The 25,207-nt window shown below is 72.5% G+C and carries 25 protein-coding genes and 1 pseudogene; 13 read left to right on the top strand and 13 right to left on the bottom strand.

The features are described 5' to 3' along the window. Window positions 1-130: 130 nt before the first annotated feature. Window positions 131-1,807, bottom strand: coding sequence for an alkaline phosphatase D family protein (locus ACILQ5_RS11030; RefSeq protein WP_395658044.1), 1,677 nt, complete (start codon window positions 1,805-1,807; stop codon window positions 131-133). Window positions 1,808-1,832: 25 nt separating this feature from the next. Here ACILQ5_RS11030 and ACILQ5_RS11025 point away from each other — a divergent pair, with 25 nt between their 5' ends. After that, the gene (locus ACILQ5_RS11025; protein WP_395658043.1) at window positions 1,833-2,240 is read left to right on the top strand and encodes a hypothetical protein; all 408 of its coding nucleotides are present in this window, start codon (window positions 1,833-1,835) and stop codon (window positions 2,238-2,240) included. 25 nt (window positions 2,241-2,265) lie between these two features. Here the strand turns inward: ACILQ5_RS11025 and ACILQ5_RS11020 are convergent, their stop codons facing one another. Then, window positions 2,266-3,282 (bottom strand): zinc-dependent alcohol dehydrogenase family protein, encoded by a 1,017-nt coding sequence (locus tag ACILQ5_RS11020; RefSeq protein ID WP_395658042.1) that lies wholly within the window; start codon window positions 3,280-3,282, stop codon window positions 2,266-2,268. 113 nt (window positions 3,283-3,395) lie between these two features. On the opposite strand from ACILQ5_RS11020, the gene ACILQ5_RS11015 reads away from it, so the two are divergent. Beyond that, window positions 3,396-4,922 carry a helix-turn-helix domain-containing protein gene (locus ACILQ5_RS11015; RefSeq protein ID WP_395658041.1) on the top strand — a complete coding sequence of 509 codons (1,527 nt, stop codon included), beginning with the start codon at window positions 3,396-3,398 and terminating at the stop codon, window positions 4,920-4,922. A 24-nt stretch (window positions 4,923-4,946) separates the two neighbouring features. Here the strand turns inward: ACILQ5_RS11015 and ACILQ5_RS11010 are convergent, their stop codons facing one another. Beyond that, complete coding sequence (locus tag ACILQ5_RS11010; RefSeq protein WP_395658040.1) at window positions 4,947-5,219, bottom strand: zf-TFIIB domain-containing protein; 273 nt, start codon at window positions 5,217-5,219, stop codon at window positions 4,947-4,949. 61 nt (window positions 5,220-5,280) lie between these two features. Between ACILQ5_RS11010 and ACILQ5_RS11005 the strand changes: the two genes are divergently transcribed. The 3 genes from ACILQ5_RS11005 (at window position 5,281) to ACILQ5_RS10995 (ending at window position 8,069) form a co-directional block, all read left to right on the top strand. Further along, on the top strand, window positions 5,281-6,084 hold the full coding sequence (locus tag ACILQ5_RS11005) for a glycerophosphodiester phosphodiesterase (RefSeq protein ID WP_395658051.1): 804 nt from the start codon (window positions 5,281-5,283) through the stop codon (window positions 6,082-6,084). Between the two features lie 3 nt (window positions 6,085-6,087). Beyond that, window positions 6,088-7,464 (top strand): MFS transporter, encoded by a 1,377-nt coding sequence (locus tag ACILQ5_RS11000; RefSeq protein WP_395658039.1) that lies wholly within the window; start codon window positions 6,088-6,090, stop codon window positions 7,462-7,464. A 218-nt stretch (window positions 7,465-7,682) separates the two neighbouring features. Further along, window positions 7,683-8,069, top strand: coding sequence for an RNA polymerase-binding protein RbpA (locus ACILQ5_RS10995; protein WP_395658038.1), 387 nt, complete (start codon window positions 7,683-7,685; stop codon window positions 8,067-8,069). A gap of 23 nt (window positions 8,070-8,092) precedes the next feature. Here ACILQ5_RS10995 and ACILQ5_RS10990 read toward each other — a convergent pair whose 3' ends face one another. The 7 genes from ACILQ5_RS10990 to ACILQ5_RS10960 all read right to left on the bottom strand — a co-directional run bounded on the left by ACILQ5_RS10990 (window position 8,093) and on the right by ACILQ5_RS10960 (window position 15,100). Next, window positions 8,093-8,545 (bottom strand): FxsA family protein, encoded by a 453-nt coding sequence (locus tag ACILQ5_RS10990; RefSeq protein WP_395658037.1) that lies wholly within the window; start codon window positions 8,543-8,545, stop codon window positions 8,093-8,095. Further along, complete coding sequence (locus tag ACILQ5_RS10985) at window positions 8,542-9,321, bottom strand: polyprenol monophosphomannose synthase (protein WP_395658036.1); 780 nt, start codon at window positions 9,319-9,321, stop codon at window positions 8,542-8,544. The genes ACILQ5_RS10990 and ACILQ5_RS10985 overlap by 4 nt, the downstream gene beginning before the upstream one ends. After that, window positions 9,314-10,891, bottom strand: a complete 1,578-nt coding sequence (gene lnt, locus ACILQ5_RS10980; protein ID WP_395658035.1) for an apolipoprotein N-acyltransferase — start codon at window positions 10,889-10,891, stop codon at window positions 9,314-9,316. Before lnt ends, ACILQ5_RS10985 begins: the two co-directional genes overlap by 8 nt. Window positions 10,892-11,320: 429 nt before the next feature. Further along, entirely contained in the window at window positions 11,321-11,737 is a 417-nt protein-coding gene (locus tag ACILQ5_RS10975; protein WP_395658034.1) for a hotdog domain-containing protein, read from the bottom strand. Then, window positions 11,734-12,477 (bottom strand): OAM dimerization domain-containing protein, encoded by a 744-nt coding sequence (locus tag ACILQ5_RS10970; RefSeq protein ID WP_395658033.1) that lies wholly within the window; start codon window positions 12,475-12,477, stop codon window positions 11,734-11,736. Before ACILQ5_RS10970 ends, ACILQ5_RS10975 begins: the two co-directional genes overlap by 4 nt. Further along, window positions 12,474-14,072: a lysine 5,6-aminomutase subunit alpha gene (locus ACILQ5_RS10965; protein ID WP_395658032.1), complete on the bottom strand. Its 1,599-nt coding sequence runs from the start codon at window positions 14,070-14,072 to the stop codon at window positions 12,474-12,476. The genes ACILQ5_RS10970 and ACILQ5_RS10965 overlap by 4 nt, the downstream gene beginning before the upstream one ends. Beyond that, complete coding sequence (locus ACILQ5_RS10960) at window positions 14,072-15,100, bottom strand: L-erythro-3,5-diaminohexanoate dehydrogenase (protein ID WP_395658031.1); 1,029 nt, start codon at window positions 15,098-15,100, stop codon at window positions 14,072-14,074. The genes ACILQ5_RS10965 and ACILQ5_RS10960 overlap by 1 nt, the downstream gene beginning before the upstream one ends. A gap of 134 nt (window positions 15,101-15,234) precedes the next feature. Here ACILQ5_RS10960 and ACILQ5_RS10955 point away from each other — a divergent pair, with 134 nt between their 5' ends. From ACILQ5_RS10955 to ACILQ5_RS10930, 6 genes are all read left to right on the top strand, one after another. Beyond that, window positions 15,235-16,701 (top strand): KamA family radical SAM protein, encoded by a 1,467-nt coding sequence (locus tag ACILQ5_RS10955; protein ID WP_395658030.1) that lies wholly within the window; start codon window positions 15,235-15,237, stop codon window positions 16,699-16,701. 169 nt (window positions 16,702-16,870) lie between these two features. After that, window positions 16,871-17,416 (top strand): hypothetical protein, encoded by a 546-nt coding sequence (locus tag ACILQ5_RS10950; protein WP_395658029.1) that lies wholly within the window; start codon window positions 16,871-16,873, stop codon window positions 17,414-17,416. A 139-nt stretch (window positions 17,417-17,555) separates the two neighbouring features. Beyond that, window positions 17,556-18,488 carry a hypothetical protein gene (locus ACILQ5_RS10945; RefSeq protein WP_395658028.1) on the top strand — a complete coding sequence of 311 codons (933 nt, stop codon included), beginning with the start codon at window positions 17,556-17,558 and terminating at the stop codon, window positions 18,486-18,488. Further along, window positions 18,485-18,679 carry a hypothetical protein gene (locus ACILQ5_RS10940; RefSeq protein WP_395658027.1) on the top strand — a complete coding sequence of 65 codons (195 nt, stop codon included), beginning with the start codon at window positions 18,485-18,487 and terminating at the stop codon, window positions 18,677-18,679. The genes ACILQ5_RS10945 and ACILQ5_RS10940 overlap by 4 nt, the downstream gene beginning before the upstream one ends. Beyond that, a complete protein-coding gene (locus ACILQ5_RS10935) occupies window positions 18,676-18,873 on the top strand; it encodes a hypothetical protein (RefSeq protein WP_395658026.1) in 198 nt (65 codons plus the stop codon). The genes ACILQ5_RS10940 and ACILQ5_RS10935 overlap by 4 nt, the downstream gene beginning before the upstream one ends. Before the next feature lie 19 nt (window positions 18,874-18,892). After that, window positions 18,893-19,132, top strand: a complete 240-nt coding sequence (locus ACILQ5_RS10930; RefSeq protein WP_395658025.1) for a hypothetical protein — start codon at window positions 18,893-18,895, stop codon at window positions 19,130-19,132. On the opposite strand, the gene ACILQ5_RS10925 is transcribed toward ACILQ5_RS10930, so the two are convergent. After that, complete coding sequence (locus ACILQ5_RS10925) at window positions 19,125-19,577, bottom strand: Lrp/AsnC family transcriptional regulator (protein WP_395658024.1); 453 nt, start codon at window positions 19,575-19,577, stop codon at window positions 19,125-19,127. The two genes, ACILQ5_RS10930 and ACILQ5_RS10925, sit on opposite strands and share 8 nt — an antisense overlap. A 67-nt stretch (window positions 19,578-19,644) precedes the next feature. On the opposite strand from ACILQ5_RS10925, the gene ACILQ5_RS10920 reads away from it, so the two are divergent. Then, a complete protein-coding gene (locus ACILQ5_RS10920; RefSeq protein WP_395658050.1) occupies window positions 19,645-20,550 on the top strand; it encodes a 5'-3' exonuclease H3TH domain-containing protein in 906 nt (301 codons plus the stop codon). A 9-nt stretch (window positions 20,551-20,559) separates the two neighbouring features. On the opposite strand, the gene ACILQ5_RS10915 is transcribed toward ACILQ5_RS10920, so the two are convergent. After that, window positions 20,560-21,693: an FAD-dependent oxidoreductase gene (locus tag ACILQ5_RS10915; RefSeq protein ID WP_395658023.1), complete on the bottom strand. Its 1,134-nt coding sequence runs from the start codon at window positions 21,691-21,693 to the stop codon at window positions 20,560-20,562. Between ACILQ5_RS10915 and ACILQ5_RS10910 the strand changes: the two are divergent. Further along, window positions 21,662-22,282 (top strand): annotated as a pseudogene (locus ACILQ5_RS10910) (NAD(P)H-binding protein); the annotation flags it as partial. The gene ACILQ5_RS10915 and the pseudogene ACILQ5_RS10910 sit on opposite strands and share 32 nt — an antisense overlap. Window positions 22,283-22,396: 114 nt before the next feature. On the opposite strand, the gene ACILQ5_RS10905 reads toward ACILQ5_RS10910, so the two are convergent. Further along, a complete protein-coding gene (locus tag ACILQ5_RS10905; RefSeq protein WP_395658022.1) occupies window positions 22,397-25,198 on the bottom strand; it encodes a DEAD/DEAH box helicase in 2,802 nt (933 codons plus the stop codon). Window positions 25,199-25,207: the final 9 nt, after the last annotated feature.

The raw sequence follows: 25,207 nt of genomic DNA, 5'->3' as shown, positions 1-25,207 counted from the left end.
GCATCGACCGCGCGTCGACAACGACACGCTGCGACAGGCACCACCGCGACGCCAGGCCAAGAGAGGCGCCGCCGACACACCCAGTGCCGACGGCGCCTCACCCTGCCCCTTGACACACCGGGGGTACATATCAGCCGAAGGGCCCGACCGTCGCGACCCGCGTGAGGTCCGGCAGCTCCGGGTCGCCGTCGGCCTCGCCGGCGGTCCACCACATGCGCAGGCCCTCGGGGTCGAGCTCGAGGACCGCGAGGTTGTTGTCGTACCAGGGTCCGGACGTGACCGCCCAGCGCACGGGCTCCAGCGGCACCCGGCCGGACAGGGAGAGCAGCCGGCCGACCAGGCCGGTCGTCCGCTTCGCCGCACCCGCGGTGAAGCCCCGCATCACCTTCGGCAGGGGGTTGCGGATCGGCGAGCACACCGCCTGGAGGATGCGGCTGGCGACCTCGCCCTCGCGCGGCCACGCCTCGGCGACGTAGCTGTGGTGCACGTCGCCGGAGAGGAACGTGATCGTCCGCGGCGCTCGGCCGCGACGCCCCGAGGCCACCTCGAGGACCATCTCGGAGAGGTCGCGGAAGCCCTGCTGGAACGCCGCCCAGTGCTCGAGGTCGGCCATCTGGCGCGACTTCTCCCCCAGCCACATCCCCGGCCGTCCCCAGGCGCCCTCGGCGATCGACTCGCTGAAGGACTCGATGTGGTGCAGCCCGGGCGCCAGGAGGTAGGGCAGCGAGGTGCCGACCAGCAGGTGGTCGACGTCGCCCTGCAGGTGCTCGTCGACCCAGGCGAGCTCCTCGGGGTCGAGCATCGACCGGCGGTCCGGCTCGAGCACCCGGGCGGCGCGGGAGTCGATGACGACCAGGCGGGCCTGGGTGTCGAAGTCGCGCGCGTAGCTCCACCGGTAGGTGTCGGGGTGCTGGTCGGCGCGCTCGGCCAGGGCGTCGAGGTCCGCGGTGAGGTCGAGCTCGCCCGGACCGTCGTACGACGCCACCCGCTGCCACAGCTCGTCATCGGCGCGGGCCTTCGGGCCCAGGTTCCCCAGGTGCTGGTAGACCCAGTACGACCCCAGCCCGCCGACCACCCGGTCGCGCCACCAGTCGGTCGCGTCCATCCGCTGCTTCCAGCTCCAGCTCGTGTTCCAGTCGTCGCGGATGTCGTGGTCGTCGAAGATCATCGCGCTGGGCAGCGTCGACAGCAGCCACCGGTTGGCCGGGTCGCACCAGGCCAGCGAGTAGAGGTGGGCGTACTCCTCGAAGTCCTTCAGCTCGTACCACGGCGCCTGCTCGGGGTCGCGACGCCGCTCGATGAACTCGCGCATCCTGGGGCTGGTCTCGTCGGCGTACACCTGGTCGCCGAGGAACAGCACCAGGTCCGGCCAGCGCTCGTCGTCGTCCGAGCCGCTCTCGGTGAGCCCGGCCATGAACAGCGCGTAGGCACGCAGGGCATCGACGCCGAAGTCGGCGGTGCCCTCGGCGTCGTGGGAGCGGCTCACGCGGCACGAGCCGAACGCCAGCCGGAGCGGCTTGCCCGGCTGCAGGGTCGGGATCACCGACGGCGGGAGCTGCGCGAGCTCGGGATCGTCGGACGGCCAGACCTGCGTGCCGTCGACGGCGACCGTGTACGGCGGCTTGCTGCCGGGCTCGAGCCCGGTCACCTCGACGAGCGCGAAGTGGTGCCCGTGGGCGGCGAAGGTGCGCGCCGACCCGGTCCGCTCCCCCGCCGTCACCGTGACGGTCGCCGCGTCCGCGGTCTCCACCCAGATGGTGGCGGAGTCGGCGTCGACGTACCGGAGGAGAGGTCCGAGGAGAAGCATGGTGAGAACCTAATACTCTTCTCCCATGTCGACTCCCGTGAAGCGTCCCGACGGCACCCCGGCCGTCCCGGTCGCACCCGCCACGCCGCTCGAGCCGGTCCCGGTCGTCGCGCCGCTGGGGCTGGTCCTGATCGTCCTCGCCTCGGTGGGGATCATCATCGCGACCTGGACGCTCTACCCGATCGACGCGACCGGCATGTGGGCCGGCTACCGCGACGGTTTCATGGCCACGATCGCGCTCGTCTGCGCGATGGCGCTGCCCACGACGCTGCCGGCGAAGCCGTTCCTCGGCGTCATCGCCCTGTGCGGTGCGCTGATGGTGTTCCTCGCCGTGTTCCTCGACGACCCGACGACGATCTTCGTGACCGAGCTGGTCGGCGGCGGGGTCCTGATCGCCGGCGCCCTGCTGTACGGCGCCGGCAGCCGCCGCTGACCTGCGACCGCCCCTCGGACGAGCCTCAGGGCTCGACGAGCACCTTGACCGCCCGGCGCTCGTCCATCGCCCGGTAGCCCTCGGCCACGTCGTCGAGCGGCACCGTGCTGTCGAAGACCCGGCCGGGCTCGATCGTCCCGTCCAGGACCAGGGCGAGCAGCTCGGGCATGTAGCGGCGGGTCGGCGCCATGCCGCCGGCCAGCCCGATGTTCTTCTGGAACATCCGGCGCACCGGCAGCTCGACCCCGTGTGGGACACCGACGAAGCCCACCGTCGAGCCGGGCCGGGCGATCGAGAAGGCGGTCTCGATCGACTGGCCGGTGCCGACGCACTCGAGCACCGCGTCGGCCCCCACTCCCCCGGTGATCTCCATGATCGCCTCGACCCCCTCGTCGCCACGCTCGGCGACCACGTGGGTGGCGCCGAAGGCGCGGGCGATCTCCTGGCGCGGCTCGTGACGCGACATCGCGACGATCTTCTCGGCGCCGAGCACCCGGGCGGCCAGCACGCCGCACAGCCCGACGGCGCCGTCACCGACCACGACCGCCGTACCGCCCTCGCGGACGCCGGCGGACACGGCCGCGTGCCAGCCGGTCGGCATCACGTCGGAGATCGAGAGCACCGACGGCAGCAGTGCGGCGTCCGGGACGCCCCCGGTCGTCACCATGCTGCCCTCGGCCTGGGTCACCCGGGTGTACTCGGCCTGCCCGCTGGCGGTGAAGCCGAGGTTGACGCAGGCGTTGTGGGCGCCGGCCAGGCAGTGGGGACAGGTGTTGTCGCAGTGGTCGAACGGCACCACGACGAAGTCGCCGGGCCGGAAGGAGCGCACGTCCGCCCCGACCTCCTCGACGATCCCGACGCACTCGTGGCCGATCGTGTCGCCCGCCGTGATCGGGTTCTCGCCGCGGTACGGCCACAGGTCGGAGCCGCAGATGCAGCCGGCGACGACGCGGACCACCGCGTCCGTGGGGGCCTCGATGGCCGGGTCGGGGACGTTGCTCACGCGGATGTCACGGGTACCGTGGATCGTGGTTGCTCGCATGGCCGCCATCCTCCCAGGCGGGGCCAGCCCGCTCCCCCGGCAGTCCTCCCGCGGTGCGACGCGCCGGACCGGGCTGAGTTGCGTTATCTCATATATGAGTTACCGTGGCGGACATGAGCGAGGGCTACAAGAACCGCATCGGGAACCTGATCCGCGACGCACGCAAGCACCGTGGTCTGACCCAGCACCAGCTCGCCGACCTCCTCGGGACCAGCCAGAGCGCCATCAACCGGATCGAGAAGGGGCACCAGAACCTGTCCCTGGAGATGCTCGCCCGGATCGGCGCCGCGCTCGACTCGGAGATCGTGGCGCTCGGTGCCGGTCCGACGCACCTGCGCATCTCCGGCCCGACCACCCTGTCGGGCGAGATCGACGTCAAGACCTCCAAGAACGCCGGCGTCGCGCTGCTGTGCGCCACGCTGCTCAACCGCGGCCGGACGACGCTGCGCAAGGTCGCCCGGATCGAGGAGGTCAACCGCCTCATCGAGGTGCTGACCAGCCTGGGCGTCCAGTGCCGCTGGCTCAACGACGACAACGACCTCGAGATCGTCCCGCCCCGAGAGCTCGACCTCGACCACGTCGACGCCGAGGCGGCCCGACGGACCCGGTCGATCATCATGTTCCTCGGCCCGCTGCTGCACCGCGCCGACGTCTTCGAGCTGCCGTACGCCGGCGGCTGCGACCTCGGCACCCGCACGGTCGAGCCGCACATGGCGGCCCTGCGTCCGTTCGGCCTCGAGGTGAAGGCGACCGACGGCAGCTACCACGCCGCCGTCAACCGGGCGATCGAGCCGGTCCGCCCGATCGTGCTGACCGAGCGCGGCGACACCGTCACCGAGAACGCGCTGATGGCGGCCGCCCTGCACCCCGGGACCACCGTGATCCGCAACGCGTCCTCGAACTACATGGTCCAGGACCTGTGCTTCTACCTGCAGCTCCTCGGCGTCCAGGTCGAGGGCGTCGGCACCACCACGCTGACCGTGACCGGGCAGGCCGACATCGACGTGGACGTCGACTACGCCCCCAGCGAGGACCCGATCGAGGCGATGTCGCTGCTCGCGGCCGCGATCGTGACGAAGTCGTCGATCACGATCCGCCGGGTGCCGATCGAGTTCCTCGAGATCGAGCTGGCGCTGCTGGAGGAGATGGGCTTCCGCTACGAGCGGTCCGAGGAGTACGTCGCCAGCAACGGCCGCACCCGGCTGGTGGACCTCACGACCAAGCCGTCGGAGCTGCACGCGCCGCTGGACAAGATCCACCCGATGCCGTTCCCCGGCCTCAACATCGACAACCTGCCGTTCTTCGCGGTGATCGCCGCGGTCGCCGAGGGCCAGACCCTGCTGCACGACTGGGTCTACGAGAACCGGGCGATCTACCTCACCGACCTCAACAAGCTCGGCGCCAAGGTGAAGCTCCTCGACCCGCACCGGGTGATGATCGAGGGCCCCACCAGCTTCACCGGGACCGAGCTGGTCTGCCCTCCCGCGCTGCGCCCGGCCGTGGTCATCCTGCTCGCGATGCTCGCCTCGAAGGGCACCTCGGTGCTGCGGTCGACCTACGTCATCCACCGCGGCTACGAGGACCTCGCCGAGCGCCTCAACCAGCTCGGCGCGACGATCGAGACGTTCCGAGACATCTGACGCGCCGGCGGCCCGCCGGAGCGCCTACTCGAACAGCGTCTCCACCCACGCGCGGGCCGGCGCCTTGCCGGCCGGCGGGGCGGTCATGTCGGCGGTGATGCGCGGCATCGGGGCGGTGTGCTGGCCGGCGTGCCGGTGCCAGTCGTTCTCGGACTCGATCAGCGCACCGAGGTCCGCCCGGGCCAGGAAGACCCCGTGGCCGTCCGGGCACTGGCTGAGCTCGCCGTCGCCCAGCGAGGCGCTCAGCGCCCGGGTGACCATCTCGGATCCACAACGAGGGCAGGTCAGAGTCTCCATGCGACGACGCTACCGCCCGGCCGGTGCGGGCGGTCGGACGACCGGCGGGAATACTGCACCCGTGGTCACGCCGCGCACCGGGTTCGCCTACCTCGACGACCCCGGCCCCGTCCTGGCCTTCGCCCACCGCGGTGGCGCCTACCACCCGGAGGTCGAGGGCCTGGAGAACACCCTCGCCGCGTTCCGGCACGCCGCCTCGCTCGGCTACCGCTACCTGGAGACCGACGTCCACGTCACGCGCGACGGCGTGCTGCTCGCCTTCCACGACACGGTGCTCGACCGGGTGACCGACCGGCGCGGCGAGATCGCCGCCCTGACCCTCGCCGAGGTCCGGGAGGCCCTGGTCGGCGGCCGCGAGTCCGTGCCGACCCTCGCCGAGCTCTTCGACGCCTTCCCCGAGGCCCGCTTCAACATCGACCTCAAGGCCGAGGGCGCGGTGCCGGTGCTCGCCGACTTCATCTCCGCCCGTGAGGCGTGGGACCGGGTGCTGGTGGGCTCGTTCTCCCGGCGGCGTACGGCGCGGTTCCGGTCGCTGACCGGCGGCCGGGTGCCGACCTGCGCGACGCCCGTGGAGATCGCCGCCTTCCGGCTGCTCCCGAGCGCCCGGTTGGCCGCCCTGGTCGCGGGACGCGGGTTCGCCGCGTTCCAGGTGCCGCACCGGCGGTCCCGGGTGCGCATCGTCACCCCCGGCTTCGTCCGCCGCGCCCACGCGGCCGGCCGGCAGGTGCACGTGTGGACCATCGACGAGGCCGAGGAGATCGGCGAGCTGCTGGACCGGGGCGTCGACGGGATCTTCACCGACCGGACCGACATACTCAGGGACGTCCTGGTCCGGCGTGGACTGTGGCGGGTCCCGGGGAGGTAGCCGATGAGCGTCGAGGGCGTCGCCGACCTGGGCCCCCTGCGCCGGGCGCAGGAGCAGAAGGCCTGGTACTGGTACGACTGGGCCAACAGCGCCTTCGTCACGACCACCGCGGCGGTGCTGTTCTCGCCGTACCTGACCTCCGTCGCGGAGAAGGCCGCCTGCGGCCGGGCGACCGACGAGGACGCCGGCTACAAGTGCACGACCGACCTGCACGTGCTCGGGCTCGGCGTGTCCGCCGGCTCGCTGGTGTTCTACATCGTCACCGTCAGCACGATCCTGTCGGCGATCGTGCTCCCGGTGGTCGGCGCGATCGCCGACCGCAGCTCCGACAAGCCGCGGCTGCTCGGCGGGTTCGCCTGGGCCGGCAGCGCGATGGCGATGGCGATGTTCTTCGTCGCCGGCTCGAGCTGGCAGCTCGGGGCCGTCCTGCTGCTGCTCGCCACCCTCTTCCTCGGCGCGAGCCTGGTCGTCTACGACTCGCTGCTCGTCGACCTCGCGGACCCCGACGACCGGGACCGGGTCTCCTCGCGGGGCTGGGCGCTCGGCTACCTCGGCGGCGGCATCCTGCTCGCGCTCAACTTCGTGCTACTGACCGTGATGAGCGACCACACCGAGCTGGCCGTGCGGATCTGCCTGCTCAGCGCCGGCGTGTGGTGGGCGGTGTTCACGATCATCCCGGTCCGCGGCATCCGTGCTCGCCCGCCGGTCGCCCCGGACGTCGAGAGCGGTGGCCTGCTCCAGGCGAGCTTCGGCCAGCTCTGGCACACCTTGCGCGACCTGCGCCGCTACCCGGTCACGCTGACGTTCCTGGTCGCCTACCTGTTCTACAACGACGGCATCCAGACGGTGATCTACGCCGCGTCGGTGTACGGCGAGAAGCAGCTCGGGTTCGAGAAGAGCACCGTGCTGCTGGCGTTCCTCGTCGTCCAGTTCGTCGGGATCGGCGGCGCGCTGTGGTTCGGGCGGGTCGCCCGGCGTCGGGGCGCCTACCGGGTGATCCTGGTCGGTCTGTTCGTCTGGCTGCTCGTCGTGGTGGCGGGTTGGCTCACCCCCGAGGGCAGCCTTCCGCTCTTCCTGCTGCTGGCGATCGGGATCGGGGTCGTGCTCGGCGGCACGCAGGCGCTGTCCCGGTCGTTCTACAGCCAGCTCATCCCCCGCGGGCGGGAGGCGGAGTACTTCTCGCTCTACCAGGCCTGCGAGCGCGGCACGAGCTGGATCGGCACCCTGGTCTTCGGCCTGGTCCACCAGTGGACCGACTCCTACCGACCCGCCCTCCTCGCGCTGGTGGTGCTCTTCGTGATCGGCATCGGCTTCCTGGTGCGGGTCGACCCGCGACGTGGGATCGAGGAGGCCGGCAACCAGGTCCCGGCGGTGGTCTGAACCAGCTCAGCTCCTGAGAGCATGCTGTGAAGTGGGACGGTCCGGGGATTCTCGGAATCTTCGACCGGTCCCTACCGTTGGAGGGATTGAGACGCCGGCGATCCGGGTACGACCCGTACCGGGATGCGGTGTCGTGACGCGCAGGAAGGCCGTCACGAAGGCCGTGCGAGTCCGTCTCGGACAGGCACACGGGGGAACACAAGATCGGGAGGTGGCTCATGGCGGAGCGCACGCTGCGTGGAGCGAGGCTCGGGGGCCAGAGTTTCGAGGACGAGCGCGGGATCGAGTTCGCGGCTCGTCAGCAGGTCGGATACCGGTGCCCGCAGGGGCACGAGTTCGAGATCACGATGTCGGTCGAGGCCGACGTGCCGGCGATCTGGGAGTGCCCGCGCTGCGGCGCGGAGTCGCTCAGCGTCTCCGGCATCGTCCCCGAGGTGAAGGCCGAGAAGCCGGCCCGCACCCACTGGGACATGCTGCTCGAGCGGCGCTCGGAGAAGGAGCTCGAGGACATCCTCAAGGAGCGGCTCCAGCTCCTGCGCGACGGTGAGATCGGCCCGGCGCACCTGCACCGGGTCAACCAGAAGAAGCGCAAGGCCTCGGCCTGAGGCTCTGACGACCGCCGACGACCTCAGTCGTCGACCACCTCGCCCCGGACGACCGGACCCTGCGGCCCGGCTCCGGGGCGAGTCACGTCCACGAGCAGCCGGCGGGCGACCGCACCGGCCAGCACCCCCCGGAAGACCGGCCGGGTGAGCGGCAGGATCAGCAGGATGCCGAGCACGTCGGTGATGAAGCCCGGCGCCAGCATGAGCGTCCCGCCGACCAGGATGAGTCCGCCGTCGGCGATCTCCGTCGAGGGCACCCGGCCGTCCTGCAGCGAGTCGCGCAGGTTGCGCCACGCCCGGCCGCCCTCGTGCTTGAGCAGCCACGCACCGAACAGGCTGTCGGCGACGAGCAGCAGGATCGTCCACCAGGCGCCGATGACCTGCCCGACCTGGACGATCACGTAGATCTCGAGCAGGGGCAGCAGGACGAAGACCGTGAACAGCACGGCCGGGACGGCCCGTCGTCGGGTGCTCATCGACGGCTCCGCCAGGCGCGGCGCACCTGCGCCCGCCGCTCGCTCAGGCCCCACGCGGTGATCCGCTTGAGCGACTCGGTGGCCACCGCTCCGCTCATCTTGGAGTCACCCCGGACCCGCTCGACGAACTCGATCGGGACCTCGCGCACGACCAGGCCCGCCGCGAGGGTGCGCGCGACCATGTCGGTCTGGAAGACGTAGCCGGTCGACCGCACCGCGTCCAGGTCGATCTTCTCCAGGGTCGCGCGACGGAACAGCCGGAACCCGGCGGTGGCGTCGCGGACGGGGATGCCGAGCAGCAGCCGCACGTAGAGGTTGCCGCCCCGCGAGAGCAGCTCGCGGCGCAGCGGCCAGTTCACGACCGACCCGCCCGGCACCCAGCGCGACCCGATCACCAGGTCCGCGTCCTGCAGGGCGGCCAGCAGCAGTCCGAGCTGCTCGGGGCGGTGGGAGCCGTCGGCGTCCATCTCGCCGACCACGTCGTAGCCCTCGGCGAGCGCGACCCGGAACCCGTGGAGGTACGCCGCGCCGAGCCCGGCCTTGCTCGTGCGGTGCAGCACCGACACCGCGGGGTCGGCGGCCGCGAGCCGGTCGGCGATCGCCCCGGTGCCGTCCGGGGAGGCGTCGTCGACGACGAGCACGTCGATGTCCGGCTGCGCCGCGCGCAGACGCCCGACGATCCACTCGAGGTTGTTCGCCTCGTTGTAGGTCGGGATGACCACGACCACGCGCCCGAGCCCGTCGACGCGGTGCTCGGTGCCTGGGAGCTCACTCACCGGGGTTCCGTCCTTCGCTCGCTGACCTGGCGGGGACGGCGAGGTCGGAGCCGGCCGAGCCGTCCTCGGCCTGCTGCCGCTCCCGGGACCGACGATACGGGAGCCCGGAGGCCCGCAGGGCGACAACGAGGCCGACAGCGGTCAGCCCGACGAGGAACCAGCCGGACCACGGCCCGATGCGGACCGCGGGGGTGATGCTCGAGTCGAGCCCGACCCGCTCCACGAGCGCGGCCTGGCTGCGCGGCGCGGCGCTGGCCACCACCGACCCGTCGGGGGCGATCACGCCGGTGACGCCGTTCGTGGAGGCGACCACGACCCAGCGACCGGTCTCCAGGGCCCGCAACCGGGTGATCGCGAACTGCTGCTGGATCTGGTCGGTGTGGATGAACGTGGCGTTGCTGGTCTGCACGGTCACCAGCTGGGCTCCGCGCGAGACCTGGTCGAAGAGCCCGTCGTCGTAGGCGACGTCGAAGCAGATCGCGTCGGCGACCGGGACGCCGGCGACCTGGAGCGGCTCCTTGCGCGTGCCGCTGGACATGTCGCGCGCGATCTCGGCGAGCCGACCGAACTGCCGGGTGAAGATCGCCCGTGCCGGGATGTACTCGCCGAACGCGACCGGGTGGCGCTTGGTGTAGCGGTCCCCCGCGCCAGTGACGGGGTCCCAGACGATGCCCTGGTTGAGCACGTGCTCAGGACCGGCGTCGACGATCGCCCCCACCAGGATCGGGACGCCGATCGCCTCGCTGGCCGCCCAGATCGCACTGTTGGTCTGCACGTCGCGGAACGGGTCGATGGCGGTGGAGTTCTCCGGCCAGACCACGAAGTCCGGCTCCAGCTCGCGCCCGGCCGCGACGTCGGCCGCCAGGCGGGTGGTCACGTCCACCTGGTTCTGCGTCACCTGCCGGAAGTCGTAGAGGATGTCGTCGCCGTTGCCGGGGACGTCGCCCTGGATCGCGGCGACCGTCACCTCCGACTCCGGACTCGGCTGCCAGGGCACCGCCAGCGGGATCACCGACACCACGACGAGGGCGGCCAAGGCACCGGCGGCCACCAGCCGTTCCCTCCCCCGGGCCACCACGGTCCAGGCCAGCAGCGTGCCGCTGAGCGCCAGCAGGAAGCTGACCCCGACGACGCCGATCCACGGCAGCGCACCGGCGACCGGCGTGTCCACCAGGGCGAACGCGAGCCGGCCCCACGGCATGCCGCTGAACGGCCAGCCGCTGCGCCAGACCTCGACCGTCGTCCAGGCGGCCGCGACCCACAGCGGCCACCACCGGTGCCGGGTGAGCACCGCGACGAGGGAGCCGAGGACACCCAGGAACATCGCCTCGCCGGTGGCCAACGCCAACCAGGCGTCGGTGCCGACGGCGCGCATCCAGTACAGCAGGACGAACTGGAACCCGACGCCGAACGCCAGCCCCGGGATCCACCCGGTGCGCGCGCTCAGCCCGCGGCAGGTCAGCACCAGGCCGGCCACCGCGAACGGGATGAGCACCGGCAGGGCCACGGGCTCGAACGCGAGCGACAGTGCCACCCCGGAGGTGAAGGCGAAGAGCACACGCAGCGGCACACGTCGAAAATACCGGGCGCCACCTACGGGCGAGGCAGGACTGCGGTGTTCGGGAGGGAACCGCACCCTTCGGACCAACCCTCCCACGGCCGGCTGCCGGGACCGGGCTGTTGTCTAGGGGACGCGGTTCCCTCCCGAGTCCACCCTCGGGGGCGGACCGACCTCCGCGAACCAGGTCGGACGGATGGCTGGCACTCCCACCCTCCGACACGGCCACTCGGACGTCGGTTCGCCGACCACGATCTGCATGGGCGAACGGCGCACAGACTGGATCCGGCCGACCGCTGTCGTCAAGCCCCTCATGACCTGCGAGAACGCGAGAAAGTGCAGGTCAGGTCGCCCGTCCCGGGGCCGAAAAGTCCCGAGATTTTCCCGACGGCACCGGCGTGTCGCGCCCGACGCGCCGCCGGTGGTCTGGAAGGGAGGCCGTCAGCCGGGGACGACGACGGTCCCGGTGGCGGTCGTGGCCAGGACCGGCTCCGCCAGCACCTCCGCGGCGCCCGGCCGGTCGGCGGTCGCAGCGCCCCGCGCGACCACCCGCACCTCGAAGTCCATCACCCGTGACCGGGTCCCGACCCGGACCAGCTCGCAGCTGACCTCGAGCACGTCGCCGGCGCGCACCGGGGCGCGGAACTGGACGTCGGAGTAGGACGCGAACAGTCCCTCGTCCCCGTCGGTGCGGATGCACATCTCCGTGGCCACGTCGCCGAAGAGGCCCAGGCTGTAGGCGCCGTCGACGAGGTTGCCGGCGTAGTGCGCGTGCGAGTACGGGACGTACCGGCGGTGCAGCACGGTGAGGCCCACCTCGGCCGTCGACTGCGGTGCGGATCCTGCGGCTGGGGTCATCGTGCTGCTCCCGTCGGTGCGAGTCGGTGGACCAGGAAGGAGGCGACCTCGCCGGGCGTCGTCCCCCGGGTGAAGACCCGGTCGACGCCGAGCTCGGACGCCATCGTCTCGTCGAAGCGTGGGCCGCCCACGACCAGCAGCGGACGCCGGTCGGAGGGGTAGGACTCGCGGAAGGCGGCCGACATCTCACGGGTGTTGAGCAGGTGGGCGTCGCGCTGGGTCACGACCTGCGAGACGAGGACGGCGTCGGCCTTCTCGGCCCGGGCCCGCTCGACCAGCTGGGGCACCGAGACCTGGGCCCCCAGGTTCACGACCTTCAGCTCCCGGTAGTACTCCAGGCCCTTCTCCCCCGCGAACCCCTTGACGTTGAGGATCGCGTCGATGCCGACGGTGTGGGCGTCGCTGCCGATGCAGGCACCGACGACGACGAGGCGGCGGCGCAGCGCCCGCTTGACGGCCGCGTTCACCTCCTTCGGCGTCAGCAGCGGGAAGTCGCGCTCGACGACCTCGACCTTGTCCAGCTCGACGAGGTGGTTGACCCGCCCGTAGACGACGAAGAAGGTGAAGTCCGGCCCCATCGGCTTGGCGTGCACCACCAGCGCCGGGTCGATCCCCATCTTGTTGGCGAGCTGGGCGGCGGCCCCCTCGGCCACCTTGGAGTGCGGCACCGGCAGGGTGAAGCTCACCTGCACCATGCCGTCACCGGTGGTGTCGCCGTACGGGCGCACGATCGAGCTCATCGCGCCTCCAGGATCTCGCTGGCCGGGTTGTAGTAGGCGCGCGACTTCCGGGCCACGCCGTCCAGGCCGCGGCCGCCGTCGGGCGGGCGCTTCATCAGCCCGAACGTGCCGTCGGCGATCGCCGCGAGCAGCGGCGGGTCGCCGGCCTCGTCGCTGTCGTGCACGATCTGGTCCAGCAGCTCGATGGTCTCGGCCAGGACCTGTCGCGCCCGTTGGGCGATCACGCCGTCCGGCGCCGGTCGGAAGTCCTCGTGCAGGCTGCCGGCCGCGTTCAGGACGTAGCGCACGTTCTGGAGCGCGAGGTCGCGGTCGGAGAGCCACGGCGTGACGACGGCCTCCGTCATCATCCCCACGAGCAGGATGCCCTGCCCGGTCAGTGCGCCGGCCAGGTTGAAGAAGCCGTCGAGGAGGAAGCCCCGGAAGACGTCACCGGTCATGTGCCGCGTGGGCGGCATCCACTTCAGCGGCGCGTCGGGGAACAGCTCGCGGGCGAGCAGGGCGTGCGCGAGCTCGAGCCGGAAGGAGTCCGGGACGTCGGGGTCGATCTCGAAGGCGTGCCCCAGGCCCAGCTGCCAGTCCTCGAGACCGGCCTCCTTGGCGAAGTACTCGTTGAGCAGCTGGCTGGTGGTGACCGTGTGCGCCGCGTCGAGCGCGTCGGCCGTCGTCAGGTAGTTGTCCTCGCCGGTGTTGATGATGATCCCCGCCCGGGCGTGCACCTGGCGGCTGAAGCGCTGGTCGACGAAGGTGCGCACCGGGTTGATGTCGCGGAAGAGGATCCCGTACATCGAGTCGTTCAGCATCATGTCGAGCCGCTCGAGCCCGGCCAGCGCCGCGATCTCCGGCATGCACAGGCCGGAGGCGTAGTTGGTCAGCCGCACGTAGCGGCCGAGCTCGCGGCTGGTGTCGTCGAGCGCCGCCCGCATCAGCCGGAAGTTCTCCTGGGTGGCGTAGGTGCCGGCGAAGCCCTCCCGGGTGGGTCCCTCGGGCACGAAGTCCAGCAGGCTCTGGCCGGTGGACCGGATCACCGCGATCACGTCCGCGCCCTCGCGGGCGGCCGCCTGCGCCTGCGGGATGTCCTCGTAGATGTCGCCGGTGGCGACGATCAGGTAGATCCACGGCTTGCTCGGGGCGTCGCCGATGCGCTTGACCAGCCGCTCCCGCTCCGCACGGCGGGCGTCGATGAGCCGGATGCCCTGACCGACCTGCCGCTTCGCGGCGCGGCGGGCCCGCTCGGCGTCCTTGCCCTCGGGCAGCCGGAAGTGCACCGAGCCGCTGGACGCCTTCTGGGCCAGGGTCGCGAGGTCGTCGGCCTCGCCGCGGACCAGCGCGTCCCAGACCGGCAGCGACACACCGTGCGCGAGGCCGCCGTCCTGGGCGAGGTCGGCACGGACGACGTCGAGGAGCCGGTTCACCCAGGGGGTCCCCTCGGCGTCCGCGCCCTCGAGCCCGGCCAGCCGGAGCGTGGCCCGCTCGACGGCGACCGTCGTGTGCCGCTTGGCCATGGTGACGATCGGGCGTCCGGCCTTGCGGGCCAGCGAGCGCGCGTGCCGGACGGTGGCGGGGTCGAGGTCGAGCTTGCCCCGGTCGCGCGCCATCAGAGCCTCCGCTCGAAGAGCCGACGGACGCCCGCGGACTCCCGCAGGAGCTCGATGGCGTACGCCGCGTGGCCGGGTGCGTAGCCGTTGCCGACCAGCATGGTGACGTCCGCGGCGAGGCCCTCGGCCCCCAGGGCGGCAGCCGAGAACGAGGTCGCCATCGAGAAGAACACGACCGTGCCCCGGTCGGCGGTCGCCAGGATCGCGCCACCCTCGCAGCCGGGGACGTCGACGCAGACGACGGTGACGTCGGCGGGTCCCCCTGCGGCCACCACGGCGTCGCGCAGCGCGATCGGGTTGCGGGCGTCGGCGACGACCACCTCGTCGGCCAGCCCGGACGCACGGAGCAGCTCCGCCTCGGCGTCGTGCGGGACGACCCCGACGGTGTGCTTGGCACCGGCCCGCCGGGCCGCGGCCAGGCTCAACGACCCCGACTTGCCGGCTCCGCCGACGACGGCGACCACCGGGTCGGCGTACTGCTCGACGACGCGGGCGGTCAGCGCGGGCGCGCCGCAGACGTCCATGACGGCCAGGCTGAGCTCGGCGGGCAGGTCGTCGGGGAGCACCGCGGCCACCGAGCGACCGAACAGCACGGCGTACCCGTCGCAGGGGACCTGCTCCCCCCGGCCGTCCCAGTGCGCCAGGTCGTCCTCGACGACCAGCGGCGTGAGCGTGAGGGAGACCAGCGTGGCGACCCGGTCGCCGACGGCGAGGCCGAGCGGCGAGTCCGGCCCGACCTCCTCGACGGTGCCGACGAGCATGCCGCCCGAGCCGGTCTCGGGGTTCTGCATCTTGCCGCGGGTCCGGACGATCTCCAGGACCTCGGCGCGGACGGCGTCGCCGTCGCCGTCGTGCTTGCGCTCGAGCTGGCGGAACGAGGCGGCGTCGAGGTTGAGCCGCTCCACCCGGACCCGGACCTCGTCGGGCCACAGCTCGCGGCGCGTGTCGAGGCGCTCGGCGGCCTGGGGCAGCCGGACCACACCGTCGAGCACGCGGTGCAGGCCGGTGGGATCGCTGGGGGTGTGCACAGTTCGTCCTCCGAGGAAAGGTGACCTTTGCCGAAAATGATGCGGTGTGGCATTCGACAGGCCGGATTATCTTCTCTTACTCTGGCAGAACCGTCGGGACCCACACAACCGGCGCGCCCTGAGAGGACCACACCATGAGCATCGAGACGTCCATCGCCTCGCTGGTCGAAGGCGAGACCGGCCAGCCCTATCCCTACCGCCAGGTCGAGCTGGTCGAGCCCGACTGGACCCGGTTCCCGGGGTGGAAGCACGTGACCACCGCCGAGTGGGAGTCGGTGCAGTGGCAGCGCGCCCACTGCGTGAAGAACGTCAAGCAGCTGCGCGACCTCCTGGGCGACCTGGTTGACGAGCGGTTCTACGCCGACCTCGAGCGCGACCAGGCCGAGCGGGCGACCATGTCGATGCTCGTGCCGCCCCAGATGATGAACACGATGGTCCCGCACGCGGTCCCGGCCGGCCCGGGCTCGCTGACCGAGGCGCTGTACGCCGACCCGGTGCGCCACTACATGATCCCGGTCTTCAGCGACCGGCGCACCGACTGGCCCTCCCACCCGCACGCCACCCGCGACTCGCTGCACGAGCACGACATGTGGGTGGCCGAGGGGCTGACCCACCGGTACCCGACCAAGGTGCTGGCCGAGCTGCTCCCGACCTGCCCGCAGTACTGCGGGCACTGCACCCGCATGGACCTGGTCGGCAACTCGACCCCGACCGTCGACAAGCTCAAGTTCGTCGGCAAGCCCAACGACCGGCTCGGGGCGATGCTCGACTACCTGCGGCGCACCCCGTCGGTGCGCGACGTCGTCGTCTCCGGTGGCGACGTGGCGAACATGCCCTGGCCGCGGCTCGAGGACTTCCTGACGCGACTGCTGGAGATCGACAACATCCGCGACATCCGCCTGGCCACCAAGGCGCTCGTGGGTCTCCCCCACCACTGGCTCCAGGACGAGGTCCGCGCCGGCATGGAGCGGGTCGCCGGCACGGCACGCTCGCGCGGCGTCTCGATCGCGATCCACACCCACGCCAACCACGCGAACTCGATCACCCCGCTGGTGGCCCGCGCCTCGAGCGCGATGCTCGAGGCCGGCGTGCGGGACGTGCGCAACCAGGGCGTGCTGCTCAACGGCGTCAACGCCGACCCGCACGCGCTGCTGGACCTGTGCTTCCGGCTGCTCGACGGCGCGCAGATCATGCCCTACTACTTCTACATGTGCGACATGATCCCGTTCTCGGAGCACTGGCGGGTCTCGGTCGCCGATGCCCAGCGGCTCCAGCACCACATCATGGGCTACCTCCCCGGCTTCGCGACGCCGCGCATCGTCTGCGACGTGCCGTTCGTCGGGAAGCGCTGGGTGCACCAGGTGGCGGGCTACGACACCGAGCGCGGCATCTCGTACTGGACCAAGAACTACCGCACCTCGATCGAGGCCGCGGACGCCGAGGCCCTCTCGCGGACCTACGAGTACTACGACCCGATCCACACCCTCCCCGCCGCCGGGCAGGAGTGGTGGGCCGCCCACTCCGACCTCGACGACGTCGCCCTGAAGGCGGCCGAGGTCGCGGAGGCGTCGCGGCGCACGGCGGCCCTGCAGGCCTGGTGACGCAGTCGGGCCCACCCCGTCGGGTGGGCCCGAGTGCCGACTGGCACCGACGGGCTGCCCCGGATGCGCCTCGAACCTGGCCCGTCCGGACCATCCCGCTGCCCGCCCGGTGCGGTCAGAATCCGAGGAGCGGACATACCCCGAGCGTCCGACTCCGAAAGGTTCGAGCATGCGCAAGAAGATCGTGGTGGCCATCACCGTGGTGCTGGCCGCCGTCCTCCTGTCGACCACACCTGTCGCCGCCGAGGCCGGCAAGCTCATCACCGGCAAGCAGATCAAGGACAACACCGTCACCGGGAAGGACGTCAAGGAGAGCAGCCTCGGCACCGTCCCGTCGGCAGCGAAGCTCGCGACGCTCGGCTCCGGCCAGACCCAGTCCGGCGCGTTCAGCGCCGCAGCCGGCGACTCCGCCGCCGGCGGCTGGCTCGGGTTCGCCATCAACTTCCCCCGGCCGCTCGCCACGGCGATCGACGAGAGCAACATCATCGACACCGCGGACACCGCCGACCCGGCGCACTGCCCGAGTCCCGGCCAGGCGGCCCCGGGCTACCTGTGCCTCTACTCGAACGCCCGCTCCAACGTGGGTGAGATCTACGGCTACAGCACCGGCAGCCCGTACGCCGACCTCCCGGTCTCGGTGGGCATCGGCCTCTACGTCCCGGTGACCGGCAACCAGCCGTACGTCGACGGCATCTGGACGGTGACGGCGCCCTGAGACGGACTCAGTCGGGTCGTCCGTCCTCGGGGCGCGGACGGCCCGGTCGGGGCATGGCCGGCGCTGCATCGGGTAGTGGACTCCTTGTGACGTGACGCACGTCACCCCGTCAGGGAGGCGGGCAAGGGAGGGAGCTTCGATGAGCGACAGCCGAGGAGGAGTGGTCGCGACGCTCGCCGGCGGGATGAAGGACATCCCCCGCAACGCGTCGTGGCTGATCGGCCGGGCCCTGGCACCAGGGTCGAACCACGAGGGACCGGACGGCAGCCCGCCCGGCTCCGGACTGCGTGACACCCTGCGTGGCGCGCGCGTCACGGTCCAGGACGCGCTGCCCGGGCAGGACTCGGTGGAGGCCCGGCTGGCACGCGCCGACGCGGCCGCAGCCCGGGCGCAGGAGTCCGAGCGGACGGCGCTCGAGGCCGCCCGAGGGGCCCACGAGCTCGCCGAGGCCGCCGACGGGGTCGCCGAGGCCGAGCGCGCCCGGCTCGAGCAGGTGCGCGACGAGCAGGACCGTGCGGTCCGCGACCAGGTCGAGGAGGCCCGCCGCGAGGCCGATGCCCGCGTCGCGCGTGCGCAGGACGCGGCGCAGCAGCGCGCTGACGCCGCCGTGGCGAAGGAGCAGCAGACGGCCGAGGCCCGCGTCGCCGAGGCCCGGCAGGCCGCCGAGCGCGCCCAGCAGGACGCGCAGCAGCGCTACGCCGACGCCACCCAGGAGCTCGCCGAGGCCCGCCACCGTGCGGACGAGGCGGCCGCGGCGGCCGCGGAGGCGGCCGAGCGCGCTCGCGCGCAGGCCGACCGGATCGCCCTGGACGCCCGACGGAGCGCCGAGAGCGCCGAGACGGCGGTCCAGCGTGCCGAGGCCGTGCAGGCGACGACGGCGCGGACGGCGGCCGAGGTCGCGGCGAGCACGGGCGAGCGCCCGGGCGTGGACCGGCTGACCGACCTGACCAAGGCCGAGCTGCTCGACCTGGCGGCGGCCGAGGGGGTCGCGGGGCGGACGTCGATGACGAAGAAGGAGCTGACGACCGCGATCAACCGCAACGGCCGCAAGCACCGTCAGGAGCAGTCATGAGCACGATGAGCAAGGCGACCGCGCTGTTCCGCAAGGCGCCGGTCCCGGCGCCGACTCCGGTGGCCCCGCTGGCGGGTGTGCCGGTACGCCGGATCGCGGCGACCGGGGTGACCGCGGCGGCCACCGTGGTGGCGATGTCCGCGGCGAGCGCTGCGACCTCCGCCCTCCGACGGCGGGCGGAGCGGCGATGAAGCTCACCACCCTGGGCGCCATCGGGGTCGCGTACGTGCTCGGTGCCCGGGCGGGAAGGGAACGCTATGAGCAGATCCGGACGGTGGCCCAGGCGGCCGCGAAGCGAATGGAGTCGTACGGCGCGGACGGATCACTGGCGGCGCAGGTCGACCACGGGTGGACCCGCCCCGCTGCGCAGCGATCCCGGGAGTGACCTCTCCGACGGCGTCGTCGTGCAGGCCCAGCTCCTCGGGCGCGTGCTGGGGCTCCGGGTGCTGAGGGTCGACGGCACCGTGCTGGTCGCGCCGGCGCGGCTCGAGGGGCCGGCGCCGGCGGTCCCCCGCCCGCCCTCGGTCCCGGACCGGGCACCCGCCGCACGCGCGGGCGGGCCGCCGGGGTCCGGGCTGGCCGAGGCGGCGCGGCTGCTGGCGGCGAGCGACGCCGTGCTGCACCGCGCGGCTGGGCTCAGCTGACCGGGCGCCCCTCGAAGGGCGTGGACAGCACGATCGTGGTGCGGGTCGAGACGTTCGCGGCGGCCCGGATCCGGGCGAGCAGGTCCTCGAGGGCACTCGGGCTCGCTACTCGTACCTTGAGGATGTACGACTCGTCGCCGGCGACCGACCAGCAGGACTCGATCTCCGGGATGCCGCGCACCCGCTCCGGTGAGTCGTCGGGCTGGGAGGGGTCGATCGCGCGGATCGAGATGAACGCGGTGAGCGGCAGCCCGAGCTCCTCGTGGTCGACCGTGGCGACGTAGCCCGTGATCAGGCCGCGCGACTCCAGCCGCTTGACCCGCTGGTGCACGGCCGACGTCGAGAGCCCGGTCGCCTTGCCGAGGTCGGTGAACGACATCCGTCCGTCGCGGGCGAGCAGCTCGATGATCCGGCGATCGGTGCCTTCGAGCTCTGACGGGGTCACGCGCACAGGCTAGGGCATGTCCGCCCGTGCGAGGATCGGGTTTGTGACCGAACGTCCCGGACGACTCATGCTCCTCGACACCGCCTCGCTCTACTTCCGGGCGTTCTTCGGCGTCCCCGAGATCACGGCGCCGGACGGGACGCCCGTCAACGCGGTCCGGGGCCTGCTGGACTTCATCTCCCGGCTCGTGGGCGACTACCGCCCCAGCGACCTGGTCTGCTGCTGGGACGACGACTGGCGGCCGCAGTGGCGGGTCGACCTGCTGCCCACCTACAAGGCCCACCGGGTGGTCGCCGAGCGCGCCGGCGCGCCGGACGTCGAGGAGGTGCCCGACCCGCTCGAGGTGCAGGTGCCGATCATCCGCGAGGTGCTCGACGCGTTCGGCATCTGCGTCGTGGGGGCGCCCGGCTACGAGGCCGACGACGTCATCGGGAGCCTCGCCACCCAGGCGCGCCAGCCGGTCGACGTGGTCACCGGCGACCGGGACCTGTTCCAGCTCGTCGACGACGACCGCGACGTGCGCGTCCTCTACATCGCGCGCGGGGTCGGCAACCACGAGCGCGTCACGAACGACTGGGTGCGCACCAAGTACGGCATCGACGCCCGCCAGTACGCCGACTTCGCGACCCTGCGCGGCGACGCCTCCGACGGCCTCCCCGGCGTCGCGGGCATCGGCGAGAAGACCGCGGCGACGCTGCTCGGCCGGTTCCCCGACATGGACGCGATCATCGCAGCGGCCGCCGACCCGGACGCCGACATGGGGCCGGGCCCACGCGGCAAGATCAAGGCCGCCGCGGCGTACCTCGAGGTCGCACCGCAGGTCGTGGCGGTCGCCCGGGACCTGGACCTCGGGTCCCCCGACACGCGGCTGCCTGCGGAGCCGCGCGACCTCGCCCGGGTCGCCGAGCTCGGGACCCGGTGGGGCATCGAGAGCCCGGTGCAGCGGCTGACCGACGTGCTCTGCGCCGGCTGACGACGGCGGTCAGCGCAGCATCTCGTCGACCACGATCCGGGCCGCCGACGGGCACCCCTTGGTGAAGCCGTAGAACGGGCCGAAGTCGCGGGTGGCCAGGAAGCCGACCGTGTAGAGGCCGGGCAGGCTCGTCTCGAAGCCCTCGGACAGGTCGGGGAACCCGTCGGTCGCGTCGATGCGGTCGCGCACCCCGGCGAGGTAGGGCACCCGCGCCACGTCAGGTCGGTACCCGGAGGCGAACACGACGTGGTCGACGTCGAGGACCTCACCGTCCGAGAGCGTCAGCGTGACCGGACCGTCCCCGGCGACGTCGACGACCTCCGTCTCCGGGTGCCGGTGGACCACCTCCGGCCGCAGCCGCGGCACCAGCCAGTGCTCGAGGGTGAGTCGCCCGACCTCCCAGAACTCGCGGGCGATGCCGGCGCGCTGGTCCGCGGTGAGGGCGCGCCACCAGCCGCGCTGGGCGAGGGTCTGGTCGACGTACGCGTCGACGAACCGCCAGCTCACCTTGTCGAACGCCGGCACCGGGTGCCGGTGCACGACGTCGACCCGCTCGGCGCCGTGGTCGCACAGCAGCGCGGCCCACTCGTAGGCGCTCTGGCGGCCGCCGATGACGGCCACCCGGGCGCCGGCGAGGTCGTCGAAGGAGACCAGGTCCACGGTGTGCGCCCGCCGGTCCTCGGGGACCCGGTCGTGCCACGGCGGGAGCTGGGCGAAGTAACCGACCCCCGGGGCGGCGAGCACCGAGGTCGCCTCGATGGTCGTGCCGTCCGCCATGCTCGCCACGAACACGCCGTCGGGCTTGGTCAGGTCCTCGACCATCCGCTCGTCGACGGCGAGACCGGTCCGCTCGGCGAACCAGTCGGTGTGGTCGAGGAACAGCCCGATGGGGATCGGGTCGTGGTCGGCCGGGTCGAGACCGCGGTCCTCGAAGAACGCGGCGAACGTGTGCTCGCCGGTGGCGTCGAGGTGCCAGTCCGGTCCCGAGCGCAGGTACATGTCCTGCGGCATCTGGTCGCGCCAGAACGACATCGGCCGGCCCACCATGGTGGTGTCGAGGCCGCGGTCGCGGGCGTACGCCGCCGCGGAGTACGCGTAGGGCCCGGCGCCGATGACGAGCAGATCCTTCCGAGCGGTGCTCATGGGGCACGCTAACCCGCCGGTCGGCGCTCCCGCGGCGGATCGCGGCACTCGGGCGCTGCAGCCGATCCAGCCGCAACGGCCGGCCCTGTGGGTTCCGGCCGGTCCGTACGGTGGAGGCATGAGCACCCCCATCACCCGGATCGCGATCGTCGGCGGCCACGGCCAGATCGCCCGCCATCTCATCCACGTCCTCCGCCGCTCCGACCACGACGTGGTCGCGCTGGTGCGCCGGGAGACCCACCGCGCCGAGCTCGAGGAGCGCGGCGCCGAGGTGCGGATGCTCGACATCGAGCGGGACGACGCCGCGGCCTTCGCCGCCGCGTTCGCCGGCTGCGAGGCGGTCGTCTTCGCCGCCGGCGGCGGGCCGGACGGCAACATCGAGCGCAAGCGCACCGTCGACCTCGAGGGCTCGCTGAAGTCGATCGAGGGTGCACGCGCGGCCGGCATCGAGCGGTTCGTCCAGGTGTCGGCGATCGGCGTCGACGACCCGCTGCCGCCCGACACGGGCGACGTGTGGCGGGCCTACGTCGAGGCCAAGCGGGACGCCGACGCCGCGCTGCGGGCCAGCGACCTGGCGTGGACGATCATCCGCCCGGGCCGGCTCACCGACGAGCCGGCGACCGGCCGGGTCGCGCTCGCAGTGGAACCTCGTCAACGGCGAGGTGCCCGTCGACGAGGCCGTGCGCGCGCTCGCGTAGGCGTCCTACTCGTCGTCGGCGAGGGAGGAGTAGGCGACCACGCCGCGACGCAGCCGCCGGACGGCCTCGCGCGCGGTCTCGCGCAGCGGCGTCGCGCCGGCGGCGTCCGCGACCTGCCCACAGAGGTCGATCAGCTGCTTGACCCACCGGACGAAGTCGCCTGCGGCCAGGTCGCTGACCATCAGCACGTCGTCGAGCTCGTCGCCCTCGGCCCAGCGGTAGGCGACCCAGGCGAAGCCGAGGTCGGGCTGGCGGAGGAAGTCGAGGCGGTGCTCGCGCTCGAGGGCGTCGAGGGTCCCCCACAGGCGGACCATCTCGGCGATCACCTCGCGGACGGCACCGCCCGGGATCCGCGGGGACGACGCGTCGTCGGGCCGGCGGGCCTCGAAGACCAGCACCGACAGCGCCGCGGCCAGGCCGGAGGCGTCCAGGTCGTCCCACAGGCCGACCCGGATGCACTCGGCCGCCACCAGGTCGAGCTCGGAGTAGAGCCGCATCAGGTGGGCGCCGCGGTCGGTGACCTGCTCGCCGTCGAGGTAGTCCAGCGCGGTCAGCACCTCGCAGACCCGGTCGAACTGCCGGGCCACGGTGTTGGTGCGCTGCTCGACCCGTCGCTGCAGGGTGCGCGCGTCGCGGTCGAGCTTGGCGTGCCGCTCGGCCCAGCGGGCGTGGTCCTCGCGGTCGGGACAGTCGTGGCAGGGGTGCGCCCGGAGGGCGGCGCGCAGCCGGGAGATCTCCTCGTCGACGTGGCCGCGGCTCCGGTCGCCGCGGTCCGACGCTCCCGGGGGCACCACCGGGTCCAGGTCGCGGGTGCGGGTGCGCAGCGCCGAGGCCAGGTCACGGCGCATCTGCGGGTTGCGGCCGTTGAAGGTCTTCGGGATCTTCAGCCGCGCCTGCGCCGCCACCGGTGTCGGGAAGTCGATCATCGCGAGCCGACGGGCCTGGCGGTCGGCCGTGACGACGTACGGGCGCGGTCCCTCGGGGGACCAACCGGGGTCGACCACCACGGCCCAGCCGGCGAACTTGCCCGTCGGCACCGAGATGACGTCGCCGGGCCGGAGCGCGCGGAGCGACTCCACCGCCTCCTCGCGCCGGTCCGCCTTCCGCGCGCGGCTGGCTCCCTTCTCGGCCTCGTTGATCCGTCGGCGCAGGTCGGCGTACTCCATGAAGTCGCCGCGGTCGCACGTGGCCGCCTCCCGGTAGCCGGCGAGCGCGTCCTCGGCCTTGCGCAGCTGGCGGGCCAGGCCGACGACGGCCTTGTCGGCTTGGAACTGCGCGAACGACTGCTCGAGGAGCTCCCGGGACCGGGCGCGCCCGAACTGGTGCACGAGGTTGACGGCCATGTTGTAGGACGGCCGGAACGACGAGCGCAGCGGGTAGGTCCGCGTGGAGGCGAGCCCGGCGACCTGGCGCGGGTCCATGCCGGCCTGCCACAGCACGACGGCGTGGCCCTCGACGTCGAGCCCGCGGCGGCCGGCGCGTCCCGTGAGCTGGGTGTACTCCCCCGGCGTGATGTCGGCGTGGTTCTCGCCGTTCCACTTCGAGAGCTTCTCGATGACGACGGTGCGGGCCGGCATGTTGATGCCGAGTGCCAGGGTCTCGGTGGCGAACACGACCTTGCACAGGCCCCGGACGAACAGCTCCTCGACGACCTGCTTGAACGCCGGCAGCATGCCGGCGTGGTGGGCGGCGACGCCGCGGGTGAGCCCGTCGAGGAAGTCGTGGTAGCCCAGCACGTGCAGGTCCTCGGACGGCAGGTGGGCGCAGGCCGCCTCGACGTGCTCGTAGATCGCGTCCCGCTCCTCCGGGGACGTGAGCCGGATCCCGGCGCTCAGGCACTGCGTGACCGCCGCGTCGCAGCCCACCCGGCTGAAGATGAAGTCGATCGCGGGCAGCAGCCCCTGGCGGTCGAGCTGGGCGACCAGGTCGGGACGGCTCGGGACCCAGACCCGACGGCCGTTGCCGACGGCGTGCTTGCTGGTCCCGCGGCGGTTGCGGTCGCGCGGCGAGCGCCGGTCCCGCACCCGGGTGCTCGCCCAGTCGTCGCGGGCGACCTTGATCAGCTCGTCGTTGACGGGCGCGCCCTCCTTGACGAAGCCGGCGGCCGCGTCGACGTCGGAGGACGCGAAGAGGTCGAGCACGCGCCGCCCGACCATGACGTGCTGGTAGAGCGGCACCGGTCGCCGCTCCTCGACGATGGTGGCGGTGTCGCCGCGCACCGTCTCGAGCCACTCACCGAACTCCTCGGCGTTCGAGACGGTGGCCGACAGGGAGACGAGGGAGACCGACTCGGGCAGGTGGATGATGACCTCCTCCCAGACCGCGCCGCGCGAGCGGTCGGCGAGGTAGTGCACCTCGTCCATCACCACGAAGCCCAGGCCCAGGAGCGTCCGTGAGCCGGCGTACAGCATGTTGCGCAGCACCTCGGTGGTCATCACCACGACCGGCGCCTCGCCGTTGACGACGTTGTCGCCGGTGAGCAGGCCCACCTGCTCCGGTCCGTAGCGGGCCACCAGGTCGTTGTACTTCTGGTTCGAGAGCGCCTTGATCGGCGTGGTGTAGAAGCACTTGCGGCCGGTCTGCATCGCCAGGTGGACGGCGAACTCGCCGACGACCGTCTTGCCGGACCCGGTGGGCGCGGCGACGAGCACGCCGCGACCCTCCTCGATGGCGCGGCAGCCCTCGAGCTGGAACTCGTCGAGCGGGAAGTCGTAGAGAGCCGCGAAGTCGCGGAGGACCGGGTGCTGGCGGTGCCGCCGGTAGTCGGCGTACCGCTCGGACGGGCTCAGGTCGTCCGAGGTCGTCATGCTCCCAAC

Source organism: Nocardioides sp. (assembly GCF_044226305.1).
GTDB lineage: Bacteria > Actinomycetota > Actinomycetes > Propionibacteriales > Nocardioidaceae > Nocardioides.
This window is presented reverse-complemented; position numbering and strand designations above follow the sequence as displayed.

Bases quoted from the DNA above. Each gene is read 5' to 3' on its own strand.
- ACILQ5_RS11030 (WP_395658044.1), bottom strand. From the start codon at position 1,807: ATGCTTCTCCTCGGACCTCTCCTCCGGTACGTCGACGCCGACTCCGCC.
- ACILQ5_RS11025 (WP_395658043.1), top strand. From the start codon at position 1,833: ATGTCGACTCCCGTGAAGCGTCCCGACGGCACCCCGGCCGTCCCGGTC.
- ACILQ5_RS11020 (WP_395658042.1), bottom strand. From the start codon at position 3,282: ATGCGAGCAACCACGATCCACGGTACCCGTGACATCCGCGTGAGCAAC.
- ACILQ5_RS11015 (WP_395658041.1), top strand. From the start codon at position 3,396: ATGAGCGAGGGCTACAAGAACCGCATCGGGAACCTGATCCGCGACGCA.
- ACILQ5_RS11010 (WP_395658040.1), bottom strand. From the start codon at position 5,219: ATGGAGACTCTGACCTGCCCTCGTTGTGGATCCGAGATGGTCACCCGG.
- ACILQ5_RS11000 (WP_395658039.1), top strand. From the start codon at position 6,088: ATGAGCGTCGAGGGCGTCGCCGACCTGGGCCCCCTGCGCCGGGCGCAG.
- ACILQ5_RS10995 (WP_395658038.1), top strand. From the start codon at position 7,683: ATGGCGGAGCGCACGCTGCGTGGAGCGAGGCTCGGGGGCCAGAGTTTC.
- ACILQ5_RS10990 (WP_395658037.1), bottom strand. From the start codon at position 8,545: ATGAGCACCCGACGACGGGCCGTCCCGGCCGTGCTGTTCACGGTCTTC.
- ACILQ5_RS10975 (WP_395658034.1), bottom strand. From the start codon at position 11,737: ATGACCCCAGCCGCAGGATCCGCACCGCAGTCGACGGCCGAGGTGGGC.
- ACILQ5_RS10970 (WP_395658033.1), bottom strand. From the start codon at position 12,477: ATGAGCTCGATCGTGCGCCCGTACGGCGACACCACCGGTGACGGCATG.
- ACILQ5_RS10965 (WP_395658032.1), bottom strand. From the start codon at position 14,072: ATGGCGCGCGACCGGGGCAAGCTCGACCTCGACCCCGCCACCGTCCGG.
- ACILQ5_RS10955 (WP_395658030.1), top strand. From the start codon at position 15,235: ATGAGCATCGAGACGTCCATCGCCTCGCTGGTCGAAGGCGAGACCGGC.
- ACILQ5_RS10950 (WP_395658029.1), top strand. From the start codon at position 16,871: ATGCGCAAGAAGATCGTGGTGGCCATCACCGTGGTGCTGGCCGCCGTC.
- ACILQ5_RS10945 (WP_395658028.1), top strand. From the start codon at position 17,556: ATGAGCGACAGCCGAGGAGGAGTGGTCGCGACGCTCGCCGGCGGGATG.
- ACILQ5_RS10940 (WP_395658027.1), top strand. From the start codon at position 18,485: ATGAGCACGATGAGCAAGGCGACCGCGCTGTTCCGCAAGGCGCCGGTC.
- ACILQ5_RS10935 (WP_395658026.1), top strand. From the start codon at position 18,676: ATGAAGCTCACCACCCTGGGCGCCATCGGGGTCGCGTACGTGCTCGGT.
- ACILQ5_RS10920 (WP_395658050.1), top strand. From the start codon at position 19,645: ATGCTCCTCGACACCGCCTCGCTCTACTTCCGGGCGTTCTTCGGCGTC.
- ACILQ5_RS10915 (WP_395658023.1), bottom strand. From the start codon at position 21,693: ATGAGCACCGCTCGGAAGGATCTGCTCGTCATCGGCGCCGGGCCCTAC.
- ACILQ5_RS10905 (WP_395658022.1), bottom strand. From the start codon at position 25,198: ATGACGACCTCGGACGACCTGAGCCCGTCCGAGCGGTACGCCGACTAC.